The sequence below is a fragment of the Croceitalea sp. W27 genome, from assembly GCF_055693185.1.
Map to the genome: position 1 here is coordinate 1,640,567 of NZ_CM146327.1, position 22,880 is coordinate 1,663,446.

A 22,880-nucleotide genomic window follows, 5' to 3' on the forward strand; every position below is an offset into this window, starting at 1 on the left:
AGACTAACACAAATGATTAATCTCTGAGCCAATAAAAACCGGAAAGTTATTGTTCAATGTCCCTGGCCTCAAAACCTACCAGTTCATTATCTTGAAACTGTGGATTAATTTCAATAGGGTTGCAGCATACCTCACAATCTTCGACATAGGTTTGATTGGAAATGGAAGTATCCAAAAGCATCGATATTTCTTCCCAACAGTATGGGCATTGAAAAAAGTGCTCAAACATCTTACAAAGCTATATTCAACAATTGCCCCGTTAACTGTAATAGCTGCAGTTCGGCGAGTTTTGCGTTATATTTTGCCAGGTTTTTACTAGTCTTGGCATTTAATAGGTTCAACTGTGCTTGGCGAAGTTCTACGGAAGTGATCTGACCAAGTTTATAACGCTCGTTCGAACGTTCAAAATTATTCGTAGCGGTAGATACATTCTGTTCTTGCAAACGATAAATCTGCAGTCTATTTTCATAGTTACCTTTAGCATTCGCAATATCCCTACGTATCTCTTGTTTTATCTGCTGTTGCAAGGTTTCTTGAGAATCCAGTAAAATTTTCGCATTCTTGATTTGGGTTATTCCTGTTCCACCATTAAAAAGATTCCATGATAAATTTACTCCGGCAGAAAATCCTGTTGAAGCACTAGAGGCCAAGAAATTTGTAGCGGGAAAATTACCTTCGTTCCAACCATAAGAACCCGTAAGACCTATGGTAGGAAGTAATACCGATTTTCCGGCCTTTAAATTATAATCATTGATCATGATGTTCTTTTCCGCCTGTAACATTCGAATATTATTTGACTCACCCTCATTTAAAAACTCCTCTAAAACAATCGTATTTGTAAAGGTTATTGTAGTATCAACCTTAAAGTTAACATTCAAATCTCTGTTCAACAACACGTTCAAATCGCGTTGGGTATTCATTAAGGCCTGTCTTTCGTTCATCAAATTGATACTATCATTTACCAAATCGACCTGGGCGTTTAAAACATCTAATTTGTTATTCTGCCCATATTCAAAACTGTACTCCGCTCTTTTTAAACGATTTTCCGTATTCTCGTAAGTGTCTTTGAGAACCCCTATATTTTCCGTAACTCTTGCTACCTCAAAATACACGGTAAACAGTTGCAACATGGTAGTTTCGATAGTTTCACGGGCTTGTAGCTCACTTAAATTGTACTCTTCTTTAAGGCGTTTGTAATTGTACCACCTACCTAAACCATCAAATAAGGTATAGTTAAGATTAAGGGAGGCATTGTATCGGGTTGTTTCTGCACCATCAATGGCCCTTACCGAGCCATCTTGAAATGTGGCCTCTTGATCGTTATTGTCATATGAAGCTCCACTATTCGCAGTTAGGGAAGGTAAAAAACCAGAATTCAATACCCCTTTATTGTTTTCGGCGACCTTTACATTGTTTTTGGCAATAACGATACCAAAATTGTTCTCTAAAGTGAGTTTTACCGCCTCCTCTTTGGTCAGTTTTTCCTCTTGACCTTGTAATGGAAGTATCAAAACCATTAAAAATATCGGAAGTAAAATGTATGTTGTTCGCATCACGTTTCTTCTAATTATTTTGAGGTTTTTCCGTCAACACCATATGTTCTTCTTCTTTCTGCTCCTTTATAGCGCGTTCTACTTCTTCTTTACTGATTTTATTACCCGTAATCAACCATTTTACGCCAACTTTTGCACTGTTACTAAACGAAAGAAACAACGGTAATAATAACAAAGTTAAAATGGTCGCGAAACCAATTCCATAAGCAATGGAGATAGCCATAGGTTTTAAGAATTGGGCCTGCCTACTTTTCTCAAGTAATAGCGGTGCCAATCCGGCGATTGTGGTAATCGAGGTTAGAAAAATCGCTCTAAATCTGGAGCGGCCGGCTTCAAAAATAGCATCATCAAAACGCATACCTTCTCTAAGGTTGCCATTGAATTTGCCAATTAGTACCAATCCGTCATTGACCATAATACCGATGAGTGCAATAATACCCAACATCGAAAGAATGTTTATCGGAAAACCATGAATCCAATGCCCCCAAGATACCGCAGTAAGGCTAAAAGGCACCAGAAGCAATAAAAGTAAAGGCTGGCTGAAACTTCTAAAGGTGAAAGCTATAGTGATATAGATTAGAAATAATACTGATAACCCAACAAAATTCAAAGAGTTCATCAGTTTCAATCGTTCTCTGTTTTGCCCTTCATAAGATGCTGTAACCGTAGGGTATTTTGACTGAATCTCTGGCATAATATCATTCTGGATCCAACTCATGATATCAGGGGCACTTGTAGTTTCGGCGTTCTTTAAATCTGCATTGATTTGAATTTCTCTTTGCCCGGCCAAATGATTTATGGCCACATCTCCTCGAGCAATTGTATAATTTGCAATTTCTTTTAGGGGTACTCTAGAGCCCGCAGGGGTAACCACACGCATCTCATCCAAATCGGTAATGGAAGATCTGTTTTCTTTATCATAACGTACCCAAACCCGAATTTCATCTTGTCCGCGTTGAAAGCGTTGTGCCTGAACACCAAAGAATCCTGACCGCACTTGGCTCATCACCATTCTGAGATCTAGACCCAATGCATAGGCATTTTCTTTAAGTTCTAATTGTATTTCTTTTATACCTGCCGGATCATTATCTGCTACATCTTTGAGCAATGAGTTATTGAGTAAAGCGGATTTTAATTCGCCCTTGGCAGCCTTTAACTCTTGAATGTTGTTGCCCAACAAAGAAACTGACACGGGCGAACCACCAAAATTACCGCCCGAACCATAAATTAGACTTTCAACGCCGATTACAGGCCCCACCAGTTCTTCTAATCGAGTCGTAATCAAATCTGCCCTAATAGCATCCGGTCTTTCTTCCCCTGGTAATAAGTTTATTGTCAGCGTTGCGCTTGATGCACCAGGACCTACATTTTTAATCATATTCTCAAAGAGCATTTTATTAGTACCCTTTAAGTATTTTTCTGTCAGCTCTTGGTTAACGATAACTGCTTTTTCTTCGATTAAGCTGATGATAGAATCCGTAATTTTCTCGTTGGTTCCGTTAGGCATCAACAATTCAATGGCTACTCGATCACTCGCAATTCGAGGAAAAAAGGCGGTTCTAATAATTCCGCCACCTATCGAACCAAAAGTGAGTATCAATGCCATTAGAAATAAGGCAAAGGTCAGTATCTTGTATTTTATGGCAAATCGCAGTGCAGGGCTATATAGTTTATCGCGCATCCAGACCATAAATCGGTCTCCTGCTTTATTGATTATCCGAAGTTTTGCAAAAAGTTTTGCAATCCCCTTCTTAGGTTCATCAGACTGTTTTTTTAGTGCTTTGGAATGAGCCAAATGCGCAGGCAAAATGATAAGCGCCTCGATCAAAGACACCACCAGTGTAAGAATTACTATAACAGAAACCTCACCAAAAAAGTTACCTATTCGACCATCAAGAAAAAGGAAAATAGAAAATGCCAGAATCGTGGTGATAATTGCAGAAACTATTGGCGGAATAACCTCCATTGTTCCATCTACGGCAGCCTGTATCGGACTTTTACCTTTTTCGTAATGTTGGTAGATATTTTCTGCTATTACAATACCATCATCTACCAAGATACCTATTACAATAATCATCCCAAATAACGATAACACGTTAATCGTAACATCAAAGTACCCAGCAAAAACAAACATCCCTAAAAAAGCTACGGGAAGCCCAAAAGCCACCCAAAATGCTAATCTTGTATTTAGGAATAGGGATAGAAATATGAGGACCAATATCATTCCCACAATGGCATTTTCCGCCAGTAATTCCGTTCGCTGCGTTAGTGTTATAGACCGATCATCTACAATGCTTAACCTTACATTATTATATTTTTGGTTAAAATCTTTTACATATTCTTTTACCTTCTCGGCCGCACCGATCAAATCTTCCGTATTGGTGCTGGTTATTGAAATATTTACCGCTAAATCTCCATTGAAGTAAGATGTATTTGGTGTTTCAGAAAACCGGTCACGTATTTCAGCAACATCTTTTAATCTGATGGAACGCCCTGAAGCATCGCCTCTTACTACAATATTAGAAAGTTCATCACCATAATATGAGCGATTATTGGCTCTAATCAAGTATTCTTCAGCATTTGTTTTGATATTACCCCCAGTTACCAAAATATTCGCATTTGTTACGGCCTGAGCTACATCACTAAAGGATAGGTTAAAAGCAAGTAGGTCATTTTCATTGACGGCAATTTCTATTTCTTCTTCAGGATATCCAGAAATGGCAATTTGAGAGATACCATCCAAAGCGCGTAGATCATTTTCTACCTGTCTACCGATTTGTTTTAAGGTAGCCAGAGAAATGGCATCGCCACTTATAGCAAAACTGATCGTCTGCCTCACCGCTTCTAGCTTAGAAACTACCAAGGGTTCCATACCTGTAGGGAAAGTTGGTACCCTATCGACAGCGTTTTTAACCTCTAACAACATGAAATCGATATCCTGTCCTTTTTCAATCTCTACATTGATGGAACCAGAATTCTCTCTTGAAGTAGATGTAACCCTGTCAACACCTTGAAGTCCTTTTAAATTGTCTTCAATCTTGAGCACGATGCCCTCTTCGATTTCTTGGGGCGAAGCACCGGGATAGGTAATACTTATTAAAACATTTTGGGACTCAGTAAGTGGAAAAAATGAGGATTTTAAAGAATATGCACCGACAATCCCAAATATAAAGAAGGCAATGATGATGACATTAACGGCAACATGATACTTGATAAAGTATTCTATTATCTTTCTCATTTCTCGGTTTTTTCAGCGGTCTCCGCACCATAGACTTTCACTAGCATTCCCGCATAGGCACCAACTACTGGCTTAGAAATTATCATTTCACCGTTTGGCACATCTTTTAAGACCACTTTTTTGTCAGTGAAGTAAACAGGGGAAACGTCTATTAAATCTAATATAGAATCTCTAACTACATAAACTTTGCTATTATCGACCAAGAGTGAACGGTCGATCTCTATAGCTTCTTTCTCGCTTTTGGCATTGAGTCTTGCCTCTAAATATTGCCCTGCTTTTAAATTCTCACCATTTACTTCGATAAAAGCGGTTATCGTCTGTGACGCCTGATCTACCCTACCGTTCAGTCTTACGACCTTTCCGGTATATGATTGGGTGTTGTTAAGGTTGGCCAATTTAACCTCTGCACCGACCTTTAAAAAATCAGCATAGGTCTTACTTACCGCAACCTCAAGTTCGTAGGCACCTGTTTTGATAAATTCCCCAAGTTTTTGCCCTGCCCTTACCAATGTTCCTTCGGTTACCAAGGCCTCGGTGAGGATGCCCGAAAAAGGAGCTGAAATACTATATTTAGAAAGTCGCTGCTCCAGATTTTTAACATTATAGTAACTGCTAAAGATGCCGCGACCTGTAATAAAATATTTTTCTTTATCTGAACTTATTTCTGGAAGTTTCGGTGTGGTTCTTTCTAAATCAAAATTAGCTAAATACTTCTGCCACTTTGGAAAATACTCTGGATAATCAAGTTGTAGATCTGGCATAATTGAAGTTACCAAATTGTACAGATTGCTTTTTGCCGATTGAACACTTGCATAGTACTCCGAAGCATCTATTCGAATCAGGGTTTGTCCTTGTTTGTATTCTTGACCTGGTTTAAAGAGCTTGCTACCAGTTTTAAATACGCCCTGAACCTCAGCATAGAGCTCTACCCTGTTTTTGGCGACTAGATTGCCATTTGCGGATACCACTATTGGTACCATACCATTTTCGACAGTGTCGACAAATACCGTTTTTATAACCTTCTTAGGTCTTGGCCTTCTGTTTTCCTTACTGTTAATGATGTATTTAGCGGCAAAAATAGATCCCCCGATAATCAGGATTCCTGCCAAGACAGAGATAAGAATTTTTCGCATTAAAGCAGTTGATTAGTGTTTGCAAAACTAGTGTCAAGATACTAGCTTATTGGTTAAAGATTTCATAAATGTTTAAGGTTTTGCACAAACTACAAAACAAAAAAAGGGGATGCACCACTGCATCCCCGAACCAAACAAACTAAAGTATAACTAACTACTCATTATCGTCTACATCTTCAAATTTTGTATCTGCCATTCTAGAATTGATTATGGCATTATCGTTATATATTGAATTGTATTTTTCTTCATCTGTATCAAAAACTAATAGTGATTTTGATTTCATTTTTTGTATTCCCCTGAAAGATTTGATTCTGTTATTCTGTATCTGTAACACTTTTAGGCTCGCCAATTGATCTAACTCTTCAGGTATTTCACCACCTAGTTGATTGTTGGCCAGTACCAGTTCTTCAAGATTTTGAAGGTTGCCCATTTCTTTAGGAATCTCACCTTCTAAGGCATTTTCAAAAAGACCAAGTGTTTGAAGTTTTTTAAGATTACCAAGGCTCCTAGGTATTGCTCCTTTAAGGTTATTGCTTGATAGATTAAGTACTTTAAGGTTTAAAATACTACCGAAGCTTTCTGGTATTGGTCCGTTCAAAAAATTATTGAACATCGAGAATTCTTCCAGATTTTGCATACTGCCAATGCCTTCTGGTAAACTGCCTTTAATTCTATTCATTTCAAGCTTAAGCACTTTTAAGCATTTTAATTCGACAATATCTTTTGGTAATACCCCCGTTATACTATTAAATGCCAGATTAAGATGTTCCAACTTTTTAAGTTTGCCTATACTCTCTGGTAAATAGCCATTTAAATTATTATGGAATAAATTGATACTTACAATATGATTTTCCTTGATTTCAATACCTCTCCATGTTGAGACCGGTTCATTAAGGTCCCACCCTGTATTCCATTTTTCGCCCTGTGTACTATTATATAAGTCTAACAATACCGCTTTTTCGGTTGAGGGTATTTCCTCGACGGAAGCGAAAATGAATGTACTTATAAAGAAAAAAGAAAGGCTTAAAAAGGTAAATTTTTTCATATGTTCTTATTTACATTGATAGGAATTTCCCTACAAATTAAATGTACTTGTGGTTTACAGCCAAGTAAATGCAGTGAATAATTGAAATATTGTTGTGAAAGTGCTAAAAAGTGTGGTGAAACGGTTGTTTTATTGTAGGAATTTACTTCTATTTTGAATCTATTTCTAAAGATATCCGCTCCCATTCCTTCATTAATTTCTCTAAATCTTCTTTCTTACCATGATAGCCATCAAAGAAGTTAGGAATCTTAGCAGTTTCATCGTAATTGATCAAAAGTTGGTGGTCTAACTCGGCGATTGCCTTTTCCAATTCACCTATCTTACTTTCAACACTACTAAGTTTATTCTTTAAGGACTTTATTTTTTTTTGAACCTTGTAATCGTTTTGCTGATTAGGCTTATTATTTGCCTCTTTTGATTTTTTCTCGCCTTTCTCAATCTTTCTAAAATCTTCTGCTTTACGTTGTTCAAGGTAAAAATCAATATCGCCCAAATACTCTTTTATACTTCCGTTCTTAAATTCATAGACCCTATCGGTGAGCCCTTGCAGAAAATCACGATCATGAGAAACCAATATCAAAGTACCTTCAAAACTTTGTAAAGCTTGCTTTAATACATTTTTTGACTTAATATCTAAATGATTGGTGGGCTCATCCATCACCAAAACATTAAATGGTTGCAATAGCATTTTTGCCAAGGCCAATCTATTTCTTTCGCCACCAGATAACACGCGAACATATTTTTCGACCTCATCACCTTGAAAAAGAAATGAACCTAGAATATCACGCACTTTACTACGGTTTTTTTCATTTGCCGCATCGATCATGGTATCTAAAATAGTTTTGCTACCATCTAAATATTCTGCTTGGTTTTGGGCAAAGTACCCTATTTGCACATTGTGCCCCAACTTTAAATGTCCATGGTAATCTAACTCTCCGACAACTATTTTGGCCAGTGTCGTTTTGCCCTGCCCGTTTTGCCCTACGAATGCTGTTTTGCTCCCTCGCTCGACCATCAGCTGGATATTCTTTAAAACTTCTTTGGGTCCGTAACTTTTAGAAAGCTGCTCAATTTCGGCGACCACTTTACCTGGGGTTACGGAAATAGGAAAACGCACGTTCATTACGCTGTTGTCGTCAGCATCAACTTCTATTCTATCGATCTTGTCTAATTTCTTGATCAGAGATTGCGCCATAGATGCCTTACTGGCTTTTGCCCTAAACTTTTCAATAAGCTTTTCCGTTTGCTGAATCTGCTTTTCTTGGTTCTTCTGGGCGTTTAGTTGTTGCTCCTTTATTTCCGAACGTTGTATGAGGTATTGGGAGTATGGTTTATTGTAATCATAGATCTTGCCCAAAGAAATTTCAATGGTTCTATTGGTAACATTATCCAAAAACATTTTATCGTGGGATACAATTACCACTGCGCCCGAGTAGTTTCTTAAAAACTGTTCTAACCAAATAATAGATTCTATATCTAAATGGTTTGTTGGCTCGTCTAATAAGAGTACATCATTACTTTGCAGTAATAGCTTTGCCAATTCGATACGCATGCGCCAACCACCCGAAAAAGTATCCGTAGCTTTATCAAAATCATCTCTTAAAAATCCTAGTCCTTGTAATACCTTTTCAGTCTCTCCTTGGTAGTTGTAACCTCCTAAAATCTCGTAATGATGCGTGATATCATTTAAATCTATCATTAGTTGATTGTAGCCTTCGCTCTCATAATCGGTTCGTTCGGCTAGTTGGGTGTTGATGTCTTCAAGTTTGGTTTCTAGCTTTTTTATTTCATCAAAGGCTTGATAAGCTTCGTCTAAAACCGTTCTGCCCTCCTCAAAATCAATATCCTGTTTTAAAAAACCAATTTTCACTTCTTTATCGGAGGCAATAGTTCCCGAATCGGCTACCATCTCCTTACTTAGCAATTTCAGCAAAGTAGACTTGCCAGCACCGTTTTTTCCAATTAATCCAACCCTATCTCCGGCATTCAATCGAAAAGCGATTTCTTCAAATAAATATTCTCCACCAAAAGCGACGGAAAGGTTATGGATATTAAGCATAAGTGCTATACAGTTTCATTATTATTAAATCAACTTTAAGTATTGGTCAAGCATCGCAAAACTGCTTGAATACTTATTTTTGTTTAAAGTTTTGCAAATGTTAAAAAAAGGAAACAAACTCTACAGCATTTTAACAGGAAGTTGCCCAAAGTGCCACAGTGAAAGTATGTATGTAAACAGGAATCCTTTTATTGTTTCACAACTATTTAAAATGCACGAAAGGTGCTCACATTGTCAAACAAAATATAAAATAGAACCTTCTTTCTTTTATGGCGCCATGTATGTCAGCTACGGTGTCGGACTAATATTTGCCGGAATAGCTTTTGCAATAGCTTTTTTGATTATAGGAACGTCTTTAAAAAACACTTACATAACCATTGTAATCACTTCGGTCTTTTTGTTACCTGTGATAATACGGCTCTCTAGAAATATTTGGATAAATATTTTTATGAAGTACGATAAAGACTTGGTGAATTAACCAAAATAATGCTTAGCGGTAAATCTTGAAATATCCATTTCGATGTTAAGCTTATCGCCAAGTTCTATAAATTGAAATAGTTGTTTTGAAGCATAAGGGGCAATTATGACCCCGCGTGAACCAAAACCGTTCAAAACATAAAGATTGTTGTACTCTGGGTGCCTACCAACCAGTGGTCTTCTATCCGCTACCGTAGGTCTGATCCCAGCTACATGTTCTACCACCTCAAAATCACATTTTAGAAAAGTTTTCAGTTTTTCTATGAGTTCTTCCCTAGACTCTTGTGTAGGTAGGTTTGTTTTATCTTTCCATTTGTAGGTGGCACCTATGCGATAAAGGTCATCACCTAATGGTATTATAAAAACCGAAGACTTGATTACCTTAGACTCTTTTAATTTAGGGGCTTTGATGGTTAGCAGCTCGCCTTTTGTACCATTTAGGGGTAAATAATTAAAGAAAGGATTCTTTTTAAGTCCATAACCCTCAGAAAAAACAACTTGCTTGGCTTTCATATCCTTATAAATAATTTCATCCTTCAGGATTTCTAGAGCATCGAAATCACAGGTTTCTTCAACTAGCAACCCTTTATCATTAAGGTAGCTAGTGTATCGTTCTAAAAGGGTTTTGGTCTTAATTCTACCGGTATATCTAACCTGTCCGTATCCGAATGGGGAATCAAGGTTTGTATTTGCGTTGGAAATTATGTTTTGGTCTAAAAAATAATTTAGACCAGGCTTATCAGAAGCTTCAAACCAACTATTTTGCTCTTCTGCCGAGGCAAAACGTCTTAACACCTGTATTTTATAATCCAACTTTACCTTTAGCTTTTTTTCTAGTTCTTCGTAAAAAGGAAGCGCCAAATCCAGTTGTTCTTTGGCGTTCCAGGCCAAAGTAAATCGTTTTAGAATCACTGGGTTATACAACCCCCCTGCAACCAAAGAAGCTTGTTGTGAATTATCGGAAATTACTTTAAACGATTTACCCTTACGCTCTAACTGTTCACAAAAAGAAATACCGGCTAGGCCCAAACCAACCACTAAATAATCTAGCATTCGGCTAAATTAGTCCATTTAAGAAAAAGAACATTGGTAGATTTATTATCAAATAAAAAACGCCGCACAAATGTGCGGCGCTTATATTTATTGAATTGGAATATTCTATTTATTTAGGCCTAATAAGCCCACATGTCTTGCTCCTTATCTCTGATAGTTTCTTTGATACGCTTGGCCTCTAATAATTGAAACAAAGCATTATCAAAAACGTAATCATCAATTTTACGGTCACCATGAACATTATCTTCTTTATAGATAACAGCATTAAATCGGCGCGCATTCAACAACATATCAAAAGTGATCGGTTGTGCAGAATTACGCTGATTAAAGACCTTTGCCTCATGCAAAATCTCTCTTACGCTTGGGTACCACACCCAAAACAGCTCAACTTTGTTGGCATTTTGGTCTGTAGACTCGTCATCGATAAAGTTAACATCTGGTGCAACAGGAGCAATACCTAATAAACGGTACTTAAGCTCACCTTGGCGCTTATCAAAATACCAGATACCCTTAATTCTGTACTCTTCAATATCAGCGGCTCCTAAATCTCTTCGGTTTATAAACTCCTGAGAAATCTGCTCGCCAGCATTTATTTGTTCGTACCCTAAATCTGTGGTATCTATTTTCTGCAAGGTTGCAGTTAGGTCACCAAAATTTCGCTTTTCAGTAAAATATGAATCCGTATACACATCGGTCAATTTTCCATTTTTGATATTCTTCATCAAAACGTGGTACAAAGACCTTCTGTCTGCACCGATACCAATGGTATCGGTTGGATAGTATAACGGAAAGTTAACACGTTCATCTAAATCGATGGTCTCCCACACAGTTTTTGACCAAAGAATATCTCTATCGTCAACATAACCATATGCTAGAGGTGCATCGTTGTCCGCAGCCATTTGGGCCTCGGTTTTCTTACCTACTTCTTGAGGCTTTTTGGCATTTAAAATATTAGCCTGTGCCGCGAGAGTTATAGGTAGGAAGCTGAACGCTCCGATTACTAAAACATTTTTCCAATTCATCATTACTATACTTTACTTTATTAGTTTGTAAGCTCAACCACAACAGGAGATACTTTCTTCAACTTGTAACTCTTGTTATTTGAAATGTAAGCTTGAATGTCAAATATCTGTACTGCGTCTCCTCTTCTTGCTCTCTTCAGGGCAGATTTAGCAGCACCATTTAATTTATTACCCTTTACAACTACTGTTGGTTGACCCGGAACTTTAAATTTAAATCCGCTAATACCAAGATTTAAATCAAAATCAAAGTCTTCTAACATTGCTGATACTGTAGAAATCTCAAGGTTTCTTCTAGGCATTTTTACACTACCTGCTTCACCTCTAATAGCACCAGAAGGTCTTGGTATATCTTTAATACGGAATTCAGATGTTGTAGAGATTCCTTGTCCATCAGGTAAAGTACCAGAAGCAGTAATCTTAACAGTTCTACCTTTACCAGGATTCATGATATACTTGCTACCACTAACCGCTCTTAGTCCAGGAGCTCTAGCAGACACTTTATTGTTAGGAATACCAGGTATAGAGATCGACATTGGATTTGCTACACCACGGTAAACTACATTCATCTTATCTGCAGCAATCAAAGCAGAATTAGGCTTAGAAATTGTTGCAAAAGAATTTTTAACTTCTACAGGAATTTCTTCTCCATCTTGCATAAAGAACATAGTACCCTTGATTTCGTGGTCGCCTGGGCTACCAGCACCAATCAACATTTGAATACCACCAGCTTCTAATCTATAATCTTTATCTTCAGTTAATTTTCTACCATCTAAAGTCAATTCAGCTCTTACGGGAGTAGAAGTTGCATCAGTTTTGCTGATAATAATTTTACCATCGTACTTATCTCCATTATAGAAAGCAGATTTTGATGCTGCCAACGAAGTTGCAAAATTCTTTAAAGAAACCTGATTGCTCAAGTTACCCTCTAACATTGCTTTTAACGCATCTTCTTCAGTAGCTTTGATATCAGACTGCAAAGCAGTTAACTTAGTCAAAGAAGCAATCAATGGAAAACCTTCGTAGTGATAGTTAATCCAATCTTGCTTTGTACCGTCACGCTTTTCAACTTTACCATTTGCATCACCTGTGCTAAAACGACTTTTAACAGTGGCTTGCAATCTTTCTGGTACTAAAGCAGATACTTCTTTACTATATGTTTCAATTCTGTTCAAGAATTCTTTACCGTCTTTGCTCAAGTTATCACCTTGAAAGAATTTTTGATCCAAATAATCAGACTTGTCCATCACTTGGTAGTCCGTAGGGTCTTCAATTCCTTCGGTCATTTCTTTTTTAAGACCTTCTAAATAATCATAATACTCTTGGGACATTTTCTGCACTTTCTGTGCATTCTCATAGTCCTTGGCATATTTAGCAGCGTTTTCTTCTGCTTTCGTTTCTAAACTTCCAAGAAAAGCTAAATTGTCTTCTGAAGTTTTTGCATTAGCTTGTTCCATTTTTACATTCATAAGACCGAATGCCGCTAATACCTCTTTACTCATGTTCAACGCCAACATACAAATGAAAACCAAGTACATTAGGTTTACCATTTTCTGACGTGGTGACTGTTTTCCTCCTGCCATCTTTTTCTAATTAGATTTAATTAATAATTGGGTTTGGATTTGAATTAAATCTCTAATTAGTTCTTAGACATTGCAGATAACATACCACCATAAACACCGTTCAATGAAGAAAGGTTAGATGATAAAGATGCCATTTGTTCTTTAAGCGCACTTGCATTCTGAACTACTTCTTCATTAACAGAAGCTTGCTTGCTCGCACTTTCTAACTGTACTTTATAAAGACTGTTCAAAGATTCCATTTGAGCGGCAGCATGCACCATCTCTTCAGAATACTTACGTGTAGATTCCATTGCATCTGTTGTTGGGGCAATACCTTTGGCAGCACCTTCAAAATTTCTAATGCTTTCCCCTAAACTTTCCATTAGGTTAGCATCTACACCAGCTTCTTTTAATAAGTTATCTAGCTTAGCAGATAAAGAAGCCTCTGCTTCTTTCATTTGAGCTTTTTCATTCTTTTTACCCGTAGAAGTAGCACCTGCCAATTCTGGGTATACTAAAGACCAATCGTATTCGTCATCAATTGGTTCGAATGCACTAATGGCAAAAATTAATGCTTCTGTAATAAGACCTACCGCTAGTAATAAACCTCCGTTAAGAAATCCAAATTCCCAGTGTAGAATTTTAAACAATGCTCCGATAATTACAATCGATGCTCCAAGCCCGTAGGCCATGTTAAACAGCTTTTTTGTTGATTTTGACTGTGCCATAATTTTAATTTTAAATTAAGTGTATATAAATAAGTATTTGGTTACTAGGTTTATATAATGTTCTCTCTTAATTGTTTTATAATCCGTTATTTCCTTTTGTTGAATCTTCTTCACCCATATAATCTTGTACGGTTCTGAAGCCGATGTAACTTCTTGCTGAGTCTTGGTATTCATAGTCTCTTGTACTTACTTGCAAGAAATAAGCAACATCTTTCCATGAACCTCCTCTGATAACTTTTCTTTTGTTTTGACCAGAACCTGCATTTGGGTTCATAGTTGAAACATATTCATATGCTCCCGGGTCATAACTTGAGTTTGTCCACTCCGATACATTACCAGCCATATTATAAAGGTTATAATCATTTGGCTCGTATGATTTTGCTTCTACTGTATATAAAGCAGCATCGGCAGCATAATCTCCACGTTGTGGTTTAAAGTTTGCCATAAAGCAACCTGTATCACTTATAACGTAAGGACCACCCCACGGATATGTTCCACCTTCAATACCACCTCTAGCGGCATATTCCCATTCTGCTTCCGTTGGCAATCTGAACTGATTTACAAATTGCTTACCACGACTTTTTTGATCATCGTTTTTGAACTTAGTTCTCCAATTACAGAACGCTTTTGCTTGTTGCCAGCTCACCCCTACAACAGGATATTCGCTGTATGCATCGTGCCAGAAGTAATCGTTGTGCATAGGCTCGTTGTACGAGTATGAAAAATCTCTGATCCACACTGTAGTATCAGGATAAATACCTAATTCTTCTTGACGGATAAAGTCTTTTCTGCTACCAGCTTTTGCTCTGGCCGCAGCTTCGATATCCATCCAATTGTACTTGTACTTTAATTTGGTAACATCAACGCTACGCTGACCATTATAGGTCTCTTCATCAGGTAAATAAATAGAATCTACCATGATTTCTGTGTAATATTCATCTGGATAATCTTCTCTATCCCAGATAAGGTCTACTTCTTTATTTAAGGCTCTACCTTCATAACCGGTATCTCCAAGACCAGCATAGTTATCTAACATATATTTATCATACGCAGACATTTTCGTGGTATCGGCATCTTTAAATGCATACTCACCTATACCTTCATCTTCTGGGCCTATACCTAACTGATCAGCAAGAATTGCCAATTTCGTTCTAGTAATGGAATCTTTTACCCATTCTACAAACTGACGATATTCACTGTTTGTTATTTCTGTATCATCCATATAAAATGAACGAACAGTCACAGTTCGTGTCGGAGCATTTTGAACTTTGGCTTGATCCTCTTCCGCTTTACCCATTATAAATGAGCCACGAGGGATAAGTTCCATTCCATACGGTTTCTCAGGATACCATTTCTTACCCTGGACGCCTACCAATTCACCTTTTGATCTTGATTTTGAACCACAACTGGTCAATAAAAAAACAAGTGCTATAGATGACAACAATAGCTTTCTCATACTTTAGGTTAAATTTTTCGATTTAAGATTACAAACTGTAAACACAAATTCACTATTCACTAAAACTATTTTTTGAATAAATTATTGTGTAAATACAATTTATACTTAAAAATAATTTGTTTAGTTAAAGCCCTTTTTATAGGCCTTGAACCACCTTTCAGGAATGTTTTGGTTGCAAGCATCCAAATAGTCCTGCTCGGCGCAAGGTAATAACGCAGGTGAATTCGTTTTAGTATGTTCAGGTAAAATAGAAGGTACTTCTACCCACCATCTTTGGGTAAGATGGCTCTTGAAGAAAACGAGCTCATCTGAATCTGTTGGTACTGTAAACTTTGTAAAATCGTCACTGTTAGAGCTTGGTACTTCTCTTATACGATAACTTAAGCCCTCAATAAAGTACCAGATAATTTGGGCCACTAATTGAAATGATAAATTAGAATTTTCTATTTCATAAATACCAAAGAGTGATACATTATCGCTTATACCGGCATATCGTGCTATGGCACAAATCTCTCGCCCCGTAAATCCGTTAGGCGAAAACCCTGTTGATAAGCCCATTTCACTTGCTCGAATAGCACGGGCGTCTAGACTTACCAAATGTGCGTTACGCAATACCGGTTCTGCCAATTGAATATTGGAAGCGATATCTCCCAAACGGTAAGCATCAAAAAATAAGCGCTCCATTAAATCTATCTCTTCTTGGGCATTAAAATAACTTTGATAGCCTACATTAGAAAAATTATAAAGGTTATTGGGTTTATCCGTAATTATTTTACTCATATAAGAATGTGAAGAAATCAGTTCATCATCCTCACCAAAATCAAAACGGCTATCTATAGCAACCATATTGATCATATCTTTAATGCCATCGAAAGCTCGGTATGTCGGAAAAGTGATATCTTGAGTAGCACCTATTACAATAGGTATGATGTTTTCTTCTAAAAGACCTGCAACAATTTCTTTAACAACAAAATAAGTATCCTCGACCTTATTACCTTCTTCAACATCACCAATATCAATAATTGTTGAATTCCAGTTACCTGTCATTAATCTATAAAGCTGAATGCGGATGGCATCTACATCGAGTTTTTCGGTTTTCTTTTCAAAAGCGTTTCTTGACTCTAATACACCAAAAATTGCAACCGTAGCGTTCGCAAAAACGGGCAATCCTTTTTTCTCGGTATGCTTGTAAATACTTTTTCCTAAGGCTTGCGGGGGTAAAAATTCGGAAAACGCCAAGACCTTATCTTTGACGGGAACCAAAAAATCAAATGCCATAATAAATTGCTTGGGGTGTTATACTTACTTTTTTGCTTTGGTCTTCGCTTTTGCTCTTGTTTTTTTCTTCGGGGCTTTCTTTTCAATTAAGGCCTTAGCTTCTTCTAAAGAAATTTTAGTCGCATCCACATCTTTCGAAAGTTCTACTTTTACCTTTCCTTTTAAAATGTTATGCCTTCCCCATCTAGCCTTTTCAATTCGAATACCTTCTTCGGGCCATTCTTGAATTAGCTTTTCTATCTCTTTTTGTTTTTTGGCTTCAATTAATTCAACAATATCATCCTTTGTCAAATTATCGTAATCGTACTTCTTGTTTACATTTATAAATAACCCGTTCCATTTAATAAAAGGACCAAATCTTCCTACGCCTTTGGTAACTTCCTCATCTTCATAATGAGCAATAGGGGCATCAGCAAGTTGTTTTGCTTTTATCAACTCAATGGCCCTATCCATATCTACCTCAAATGCGCTTTCCCCTTTTTCAAGGGAAATAAATTTCTTGCCAAATTTTACATAAGGACCATAACGACCAACATTGGCCTCAACTTCTTCGCCTTCATAAACGCCTAGCTTTCTTGGAAGTTCAAAAAGTGTGAGGGCTTCATCGAACGTAATTGTGGTTATCGATTGGTCGGGCAATAAGCTGGCAAACCTTTTTTCTTCATCTTCTGCATCACCAATTTGCGCCATAGGCCCAAAACGACCTAAGCGAACTAGCAATGGTTTACCTGTCTTTGGATCTTCGCCCAAAATACGTTCTCCACTTGCTCGTTCTGCGTTCTCTTCAACATCCAATACGGTTGGATGAAAGTCTTTGTAGAAGGACTTCATTACTTTCTGCCAGTCTTTATCACCAGTGGCAATTTCATCAAAATCTTCTTCAACCTTTGCTGTAAAATTATAATCTAAAATATTGGTGAAATGACTTACCAGAAAGTCATTTACAATCATTCCGATATCTGTTGGCACCATTTTACCCTTATCGGAGCCTATTGTTTCGGTAAGGTTCTTTTCATTGACTGCACCTTCTTCTAAAATTAACTGAGTGTATTTGCGCTCAACACCTTCTATCGTTCCTTTTTCAACATAACCACGATTTAATATCGTAGAAATCGTTGGCGCATATGTAGAAGGACGACCAATACCTAGCTCTTCAAGTTTTTTCACAAGAGATGCTTCCGTATATCGGTAAGGCGGTCTTGTAAAGCGCTCTGTAGCAGAAATATATTCATTCAATAAGGTTTCATTAACCTTCATTGCAGGTAACATACCTTCTTGTTCTTCAGCATCTTCATCATCACTTCCTTCTAGATAAACTTTTAAGAACCCATCAAACTTCACCACTTCGCCATTGGCAGTAAACTCTTCTTGATGTTTATTTGCGCTTATTCTAACATTAGTTCGCTCTAACTGCGCATCGCTCATTTGAGATGCTAAAGTCCGTTTCCAAATTAATTCATATAATTTGGACTGATCACGCTCCAAAGACGGAGACTGCAATTTCATATCGGTTGGGCGTATGGCCTCATGTGCTTCTTGGGCACCTTTAGACTTACCTGTATAATTTCTTACCTCACTATATTCTTTACCATAATTCGAAGTAATGGCTTCCTTGGCAGCATCCAATGCCTCTTTTGAAAGGTTCACACTATCGGTACGCATGTAGGTGATCAAACCTGCCTCGTACAAACGTTGCGCCACTTGCATGGTACGGCCAACGGAAAAGTATAACTTTCGAGACGCCTCTTGTTGCAATGTGGATGTGGTAAACGGAGCTGCAGGAGATTTTTTAGCAGGCTTCTTATCTAATTTAGCCACCGAAAAATCTGCTCCAATATTTTCTTGAAGAAAAGCTTCGGCTTTTTCCTTTGATGAAAAGGTCTTGCTCAGTTTTGCTTCAAAAACTTTTCCGCTTTCTGTTTTAAAAGCTGCCTTTATTCGATAAGAAGCTTCGGGAGTAAAACCTTCAATCTCTCTTTCGCGTTCAACTATTAAACGCACCGCGACTGATTGCACCCTTCCTGCAGAGAGTCCCGGCTTGATTTTTTTCCATAATACCGGAGATAATTGATAACCTACCAATCGATCTAAAACCCTTCGTGCCTGTTGGGCATTGACCAGGTTGTAATTTATCTCTCTTGGATTTTCAATTGCTTTTTGTATTGCAGATTTGGTGATAGAATTAAAAACAATTCTTCTGGTCTTACTTTTCTCTAGACCAAGTTCTTCTGCCAAATGCCATGATATCGCTTCTCCCTCTCGGTCTTCATCACTTGCGAGCCATATGGTATCAGCTTTTTTGGCCAAGTCTTTCAACTTTTTGACCAAAGCCTTTTTATCCTTGTCGACTATATATTTAGGTTCGAAATTATTGTCTACATCTACTCCTAATTCTTTAGATGGTAAATCGGCAATATGGCCAAAACTGGATTCTACCTGAAAGTCTTTTCCTAAAAATTTTTCGATGGTTTTTGCCTTTGCAGGGGACTCAACAATAACTAAGTTCTTTGGCATTCAATAGGTTTTGAGGTAACAAAAGTATATCAATTTTTTGATTTCAGATTTTTATTAAAATTTCTGCGCAAAAAAATATCCCGTTAAAAACGGGATATTTACTTTATCAGTCGAAATTCTAATTGAGTTGTAATTGACTTATGAGCTGAATATCATTGTCTAAATACCTATATTGATAGAGCACACCGTCACCTATCATAAGCAACTGTTCTTGCATAGGAATAACGTCATAGGTAACAATATCCTTAAAATGGTTTAACTGAGGTAAATCAGGCACATTGGATTTGTCATATACCTTAAGCCCAGAAGACCCATCACATATAAACAACTTATCATTTTTAGTACCTAGCCCATAAGGCTCATCCATAGGATATATGACTTTAAGTTCAGGGTTTTCAATATTAGATATGTCAATGACATAAAGTCCGCTTTCAATAGCACCGCAGAAATTACCCCCACGAAGGGTCACATATGCATAATTACCATCTACCACTACTGGATCGCACGCGGTACCATGTTCAAAATCTGAAACAAATGTTGGAGTAGCTGGATTTGAAATGTCGTATATATACATTCCCCTATTTCCGCCTAAAAACAATAAATCTCCTTGATTAAAAATGGTTTCAATTCCTCCACTTGTATAAACTTCATCCAATACCTCTGGAGCATCAAGGTCTGAAATATCAAAAACATTGATGCTCGACCATTCTACCGCATACAAATAATCGCCTACAATTCTAAAACGTGCCAAAGAACCCCCTTGCCCAGAATCTGAACTTGGTGAAGCGTCCGAATTACTTAAAGCGCTGTCTTCGGCAAAAGTATAGCCATATTTTTCATTGAATTCCTTTTCGGACATGATTACTTTTTTGGTCTCCCACCCTACAATGGCTTCGCGGTTTGCATCTAAATCACTGTAATCATAGGCATCGGCCGTAGGCCAGTCAACATCAAAGCCAACAGTACACCAAAATTGTTGGTAAATAGCATTTTCTAGACGTTTTATATTTCCAATATTATTCATATCAGAAATATCCATGACAACCAAATCGCCATAACTATCACCATATAAACGGTCATTTTTTATCGAAATATCTTGATTACCTTCTAGTTTTATGAATCGAATTTTTTGTGGTGCCTCTGGATTGGTATTATCCAACACATGGACCCCTCTACCTATATCATTCACAAAAATGTAGTTTTTGTACGCATATATTTTACCAGACTGCACAATATCAATTGGGTCAGTAACCTCAACGGCCTCTTCCTTAAAAGTGATTAAATCGGCAGTCAAAGGAGTGGCAATTATGTATTCGCTGTAGCCTGGGAGCAAATCATCAGAATCATTGCAAGCAACAAAACTGAGTAGAAAGAATAAAACGATAAATACTGGATTCTTTTTCATACTTGTTTAATTTTTGGATAGTAATTTTAAATTAATGATGAAAAAGATCAAACAAAGTTGCGTTGCGAACACATAAAATTTTAAAACTCGTACAAGGTGCTCACAATAACCCCCTTGTTATAATATTTTCTGACGAGCTCTGTATTCTTTTTTGCTTTTAGGTTAAATGGGGGCTTATGAAGAACAACCCCGCTACCCCTTGAAAGACGAATACTTGCACCTGTGCTTTTATCCATATTGGCAGTAAACTCTTTTTTAGGTAGGTGTTCTGTAACAACTGCGTATTTAAATTTTTGAAGTTTTGGCAATACCTTTTCGATGTCATCATTTGATAAGTGCTGTAATACTTGCCTAATCAAAACACAATCGCCTTCAGGAAGCTTATCCTTAATAATATCAACACAATCAAAAGTTAGTTTTTTATTTTTGAACAAATTTCTATTTCGAACTATAAGCTCATCTACCACATCAACAGCTTTATACGCACTAGTAGAGTTCACAAGCTGTGAGCCTACGTTAAAATCTCCACAGCCAATATCACAAACAACAAACTTATTTTGATGAGAATCGAAAAAACGGCGTATTGCCTTAACATATGGTTTCACTACTTTTCTTGAATGTGAGCCGAAACCTGAATAAAAATCATGCTTTTTACCTCCCCATTTTTTGTTCAAATAAATATCGCGCATTATTTTACCTGCACTAGTCTCTTTGAATTCTGTTTGATCTTTTTGTTTTGGGGTATTTCGCTTCTTACGAAAAAAGGCTTTTAAGACATTCATTCTTTAACTAAAAACTTGGTTGGTTATATTTTATAAAGGTATACTTAAAATTTAACTGTCATATTGTCATCAATATGCATTATGCATTATCTTTGCAGACGCAAATGATGTATGATGAATCCTAACGAAGGAATAGAGAAAAAGATTGATGAAAGTGTACAGGGAGCAACCCTAACGCTGGAAAGCAACGAAAAAAATACACGTAAACTCTATATAGAAAGTTACGGGTGTCAGATGAATTTTTCTGATAGTGAAATCGTAGCTTCCATTTTGGCCAAAGAAGGTTTTAATACTACTCAAGAACTTAGTGAGGCCGATTTAGTTTTAGTAAACACCTGTTCTATTCGAGAAAAAGCCGAGCTAACCGTTCGCAAGCGTTTAGAAAAGTTTAATGCGGTCAAAAAAATAAACCCAAATATGAAAGTTGGGGTTTTGGGCTGCATGGCCGAGCGTTTAAAAGATAAGTTTCTGGAGGAAGAAAAAATTGTGGATATGGTGGTTGGCCCTGATGCTTATAAAGACTTGCCCAACCTTATCCAAGAAATTGATGAAGGAAGAAACGCAGTTAATGTTATTCTTTCTAAGGATGAAACGTATGGCGATGTTGCTCCTGTCAGATTAAATTCCAATGGGGTAACCGCATTTGTATCTATAACCAGAGGTTGCGACAACATGTGCACCTTTTGTGTAGTTCCGTTTACCAGAGGAAGGGAGCGTAGTAGAGACCCTCAGTCCATTTTGGAAGAGGTAAACGATTTATGGGACAAAGGATTTAAAGAGATTACGCTACTCGGTCAAAATGTAGATAGCTATTTATGGTATGGTGGAGGATTAAAGAAAGACTACGATAAGGCCTCTGAAATTCAAAAAGCAAGCGCTGTTGATTTTGCCAAACTTTTAGAACTTACAGCATTGGCCCAACCTAAAATGCGTATTCGTTTTTCCACTTCCAATCCGCAAGATATGACGCTCGATGTAATACGTGTCATGGCGAAGTTTGAAAATATTTGCAACTATGTTCATCTACCGGTGCAAAGTGGAAGCAATCGTATTCTAAAAGCGATGAATCGCTTACATACAAGGGAAGAATATTTTGAGCTTATTGATAATATTCGCGAGCTAATACCAGATTGTGCTATTAGCCAAGATATGATTACAGGCTTTCCTACAGAGACCGAAGAAGACCATAAAGACACCTTATCTTTAATGGAGTATGTAAAATACGATTACGGGTTTATGTTCGCATATTCAGAAAGGCCCGGAACCTTGGCCGCAAGAAAATTGGAAGATGATGTTCCGTTAGAAACCAAGAAAAGAAGATTGGCAGAAGTTATCGAAGTACAGCGAAAATCTTCTTTATACCGAACGCAACAACATGTAGGTAAGGTACAAGAAGTTTTAATTGAAGGACCCTCTAAAAAGTCAGACGCGCATTGGATGGGTAGAAATTCGCAAAATACAGTTGTGGTTTTTCCAAAAGAAAATTACAAGATTGGGGAGTTTGTAAACGTAAAAAGTTACGATTGCACCTCCGCTACTTTATTAGGCGAGGCAGTGAGTTATTCAAAGAACAATTAG

General features: G+C 37.3%; 17 protein-coding genes. 2 read left to right on the forward strand and 15 right to left on the reverse strand.

Annotation, left to right across the window (positions count from 1 at the left end; translation table 11 throughout):
* Nucleotides 1-46 precede the first annotated feature (46 nt).
* From ACZ1GR_RS07445 to ACZ1GR_RS07470, 6 genes are all read right to left on the reverse strand, one after another.
* Nucleotides 47-229 carry a CPXCG motif-containing cysteine-rich protein gene (locus tag ACZ1GR_RS07445; protein ID WP_472611523.1) on the reverse strand — a complete coding sequence of 61 codons (183 nt, stop codon included), beginning with the start codon at nt 227-229 and terminating at the stop codon, nt 47-49.
* A 1-nt stretch (nt 230) separates the two neighbouring features.
* Nucleotides 231-1,553 carry a TolC family protein gene (locus ACZ1GR_RS07450; protein WP_472611524.1) on the reverse strand — a complete coding sequence of 441 codons (1,323 nt, stop codon included), beginning with the start codon at nt 1,551-1,553 and terminating at the stop codon, nt 231-233.
* A gap of 10 nt (nt 1,554-1,563) precedes the next feature.
* Nucleotides 1,564-4,791 carry an efflux RND transporter permease subunit gene (locus tag ACZ1GR_RS07455; RefSeq protein WP_472611525.1) on the reverse strand — a complete coding sequence of 1,076 codons (3,228 nt, stop codon included), beginning with the start codon at nt 4,789-4,791 and terminating at the stop codon, nt 1,564-1,566.
* Nucleotides 4,788-5,924 (reverse strand): efflux RND transporter periplasmic adaptor subunit, encoded by a 1,137-nt coding sequence (locus ACZ1GR_RS07460; RefSeq protein ID WP_472611526.1) that lies wholly within the window; start codon nt 5,922-5,924, stop codon nt 4,788-4,790. Before ACZ1GR_RS07460 ends, ACZ1GR_RS07455 begins: the two co-directional genes overlap by 4 nt.
* A gap of 154 nt (nt 5,925-6,078) precedes the next feature.
* Nucleotides 6,079-6,969 (reverse strand): leucine-rich repeat domain-containing protein, encoded by an 891-nt coding sequence (locus ACZ1GR_RS07465; protein ID WP_472611527.1) that lies wholly within the window; start codon nt 6,967-6,969, stop codon nt 6,079-6,081.
* Nucleotides 6,970-7,117: 148 nt separating this feature from the next.
* Nucleotides 7,118-9,028 carry an ABC-F family ATP-binding cassette domain-containing protein gene (locus ACZ1GR_RS07470; protein ID WP_472611528.1) on the reverse strand — a complete coding sequence of 637 codons (1,911 nt, stop codon included), beginning with the start codon at nt 9,026-9,028 and terminating at the stop codon, nt 7,118-7,120.
* Nucleotides 9,029-9,125: 97 nt separating this feature from the next.
* On the opposite strand from ACZ1GR_RS07470, the gene ACZ1GR_RS07475 reads away from it, so the two are divergent.
* On the forward strand, nt 9,126-9,506 hold the full coding sequence (locus tag ACZ1GR_RS07475; RefSeq protein ID WP_377765907.1) for a DUF983 domain-containing protein: 381 nt from the start codon (nt 9,126-9,128) through the stop codon (nt 9,504-9,506).
* On the opposite strand, the gene ACZ1GR_RS07480 is transcribed toward ACZ1GR_RS07475, so the two are convergent.
* The 9 genes from ACZ1GR_RS07480 to ACZ1GR_RS07520 form a co-directional block, all read right to left on the reverse strand.
* Nucleotides 9,503-10,558 carry an NAD(P)/FAD-dependent oxidoreductase gene (locus ACZ1GR_RS07480; protein ID WP_472611529.1) on the reverse strand — a complete coding sequence of 352 codons (1,056 nt, stop codon included), beginning with the start codon at nt 10,556-10,558 and terminating at the stop codon, nt 9,503-9,505. The two genes, ACZ1GR_RS07475 and ACZ1GR_RS07480, sit on opposite strands and share 4 nt — an antisense overlap.
* A 119-nt stretch (nt 10,559-10,677) precedes the next feature.
* On the reverse strand, nt 10,678-11,580 hold the full coding sequence (gene porN, locus ACZ1GR_RS07485) for a type IX secretion system ring subunit PorN/GldN (RefSeq protein ID WP_377766244.1): 903 nt from the start codon (nt 11,578-11,580) through the stop codon (nt 10,678-10,680).
* Nucleotides 11,581-11,600: 20 nt separating this feature from the next.
* Nucleotides 11,601-13,160 (reverse strand): type IX secretion system motor protein PorM/GldM, encoded by a 1,560-nt coding sequence (gene porM, locus ACZ1GR_RS07490; RefSeq protein WP_472611530.1) that lies wholly within the window; start codon nt 13,158-13,160, stop codon nt 11,601-11,603.
* A 56-nt stretch (nt 13,161-13,216) separates the two neighbouring features.
* Nucleotides 13,217-13,867: a type IX secretion system motor protein PorL/GldL gene (gene porL / locus ACZ1GR_RS07495; protein WP_377765910.1), complete on the reverse strand. Its 651-nt coding sequence runs from the start codon at nt 13,865-13,867 to the stop codon at nt 13,217-13,219.
* Nucleotides 13,868-13,943: 76 nt separating this feature from the next.
* Nucleotides 13,944-15,323: a T9SS ring complex lipoprotein PorK/GldK gene (porK, locus tag ACZ1GR_RS07500; protein ID WP_377765911.1), complete on the reverse strand. Its 1,380-nt coding sequence runs from the start codon at nt 15,321-15,323 to the stop codon at nt 13,944-13,946.
* Between the two features lie 120 nt (nt 15,324-15,443).
* Nucleotides 15,444-16,601, reverse strand: coding sequence for a formimidoylglutamase (locus tag ACZ1GR_RS07505; RefSeq protein WP_377765912.1), 1,158 nt, complete (start codon nt 16,599-16,601; stop codon nt 15,444-15,446).
* Between the two features lie 24 nt (nt 16,602-16,625).
* Nucleotides 16,626-19,115 carry a type I DNA topoisomerase gene (gene topA, locus ACZ1GR_RS07510; protein ID WP_472611531.1) on the reverse strand — a complete coding sequence of 830 codons (2,490 nt, stop codon included), beginning with the start codon at nt 19,113-19,115 and terminating at the stop codon, nt 16,626-16,628.
* 118 nt (nt 19,116-19,233) lie between these two features.
* On the reverse strand, nt 19,234-20,520 hold the full coding sequence (locus ACZ1GR_RS07515; RefSeq protein WP_472611532.1) for an LVIVD repeat-containing protein: 1,287 nt from the start codon (nt 20,518-20,520) through the stop codon (nt 19,234-19,236).
* An 80-nt stretch (nt 20,521-20,600) separates the two neighbouring features.
* A complete protein-coding gene (locus tag ACZ1GR_RS07520; RefSeq protein WP_472611533.1) occupies nt 20,601-21,302 on the reverse strand; it encodes a class I SAM-dependent methyltransferase in 702 nt (233 codons plus the stop codon).
* Between the two features lie 132 nt (nt 21,303-21,434).
* Here ACZ1GR_RS07520 and miaB point away from each other — a divergent pair, with 132 nt between their 5' ends.
* Nucleotides 21,435-22,880 carry a tRNA (N6-isopentenyl adenosine(37)-C2)-methylthiotransferase MiaB gene (gene miaB, locus ACZ1GR_RS07525; RefSeq protein WP_472611802.1) on the forward strand — a complete coding sequence of 482 codons (1,446 nt, stop codon included), beginning with the start codon at nt 21,435-21,437 and terminating at the stop codon, nt 22,878-22,880.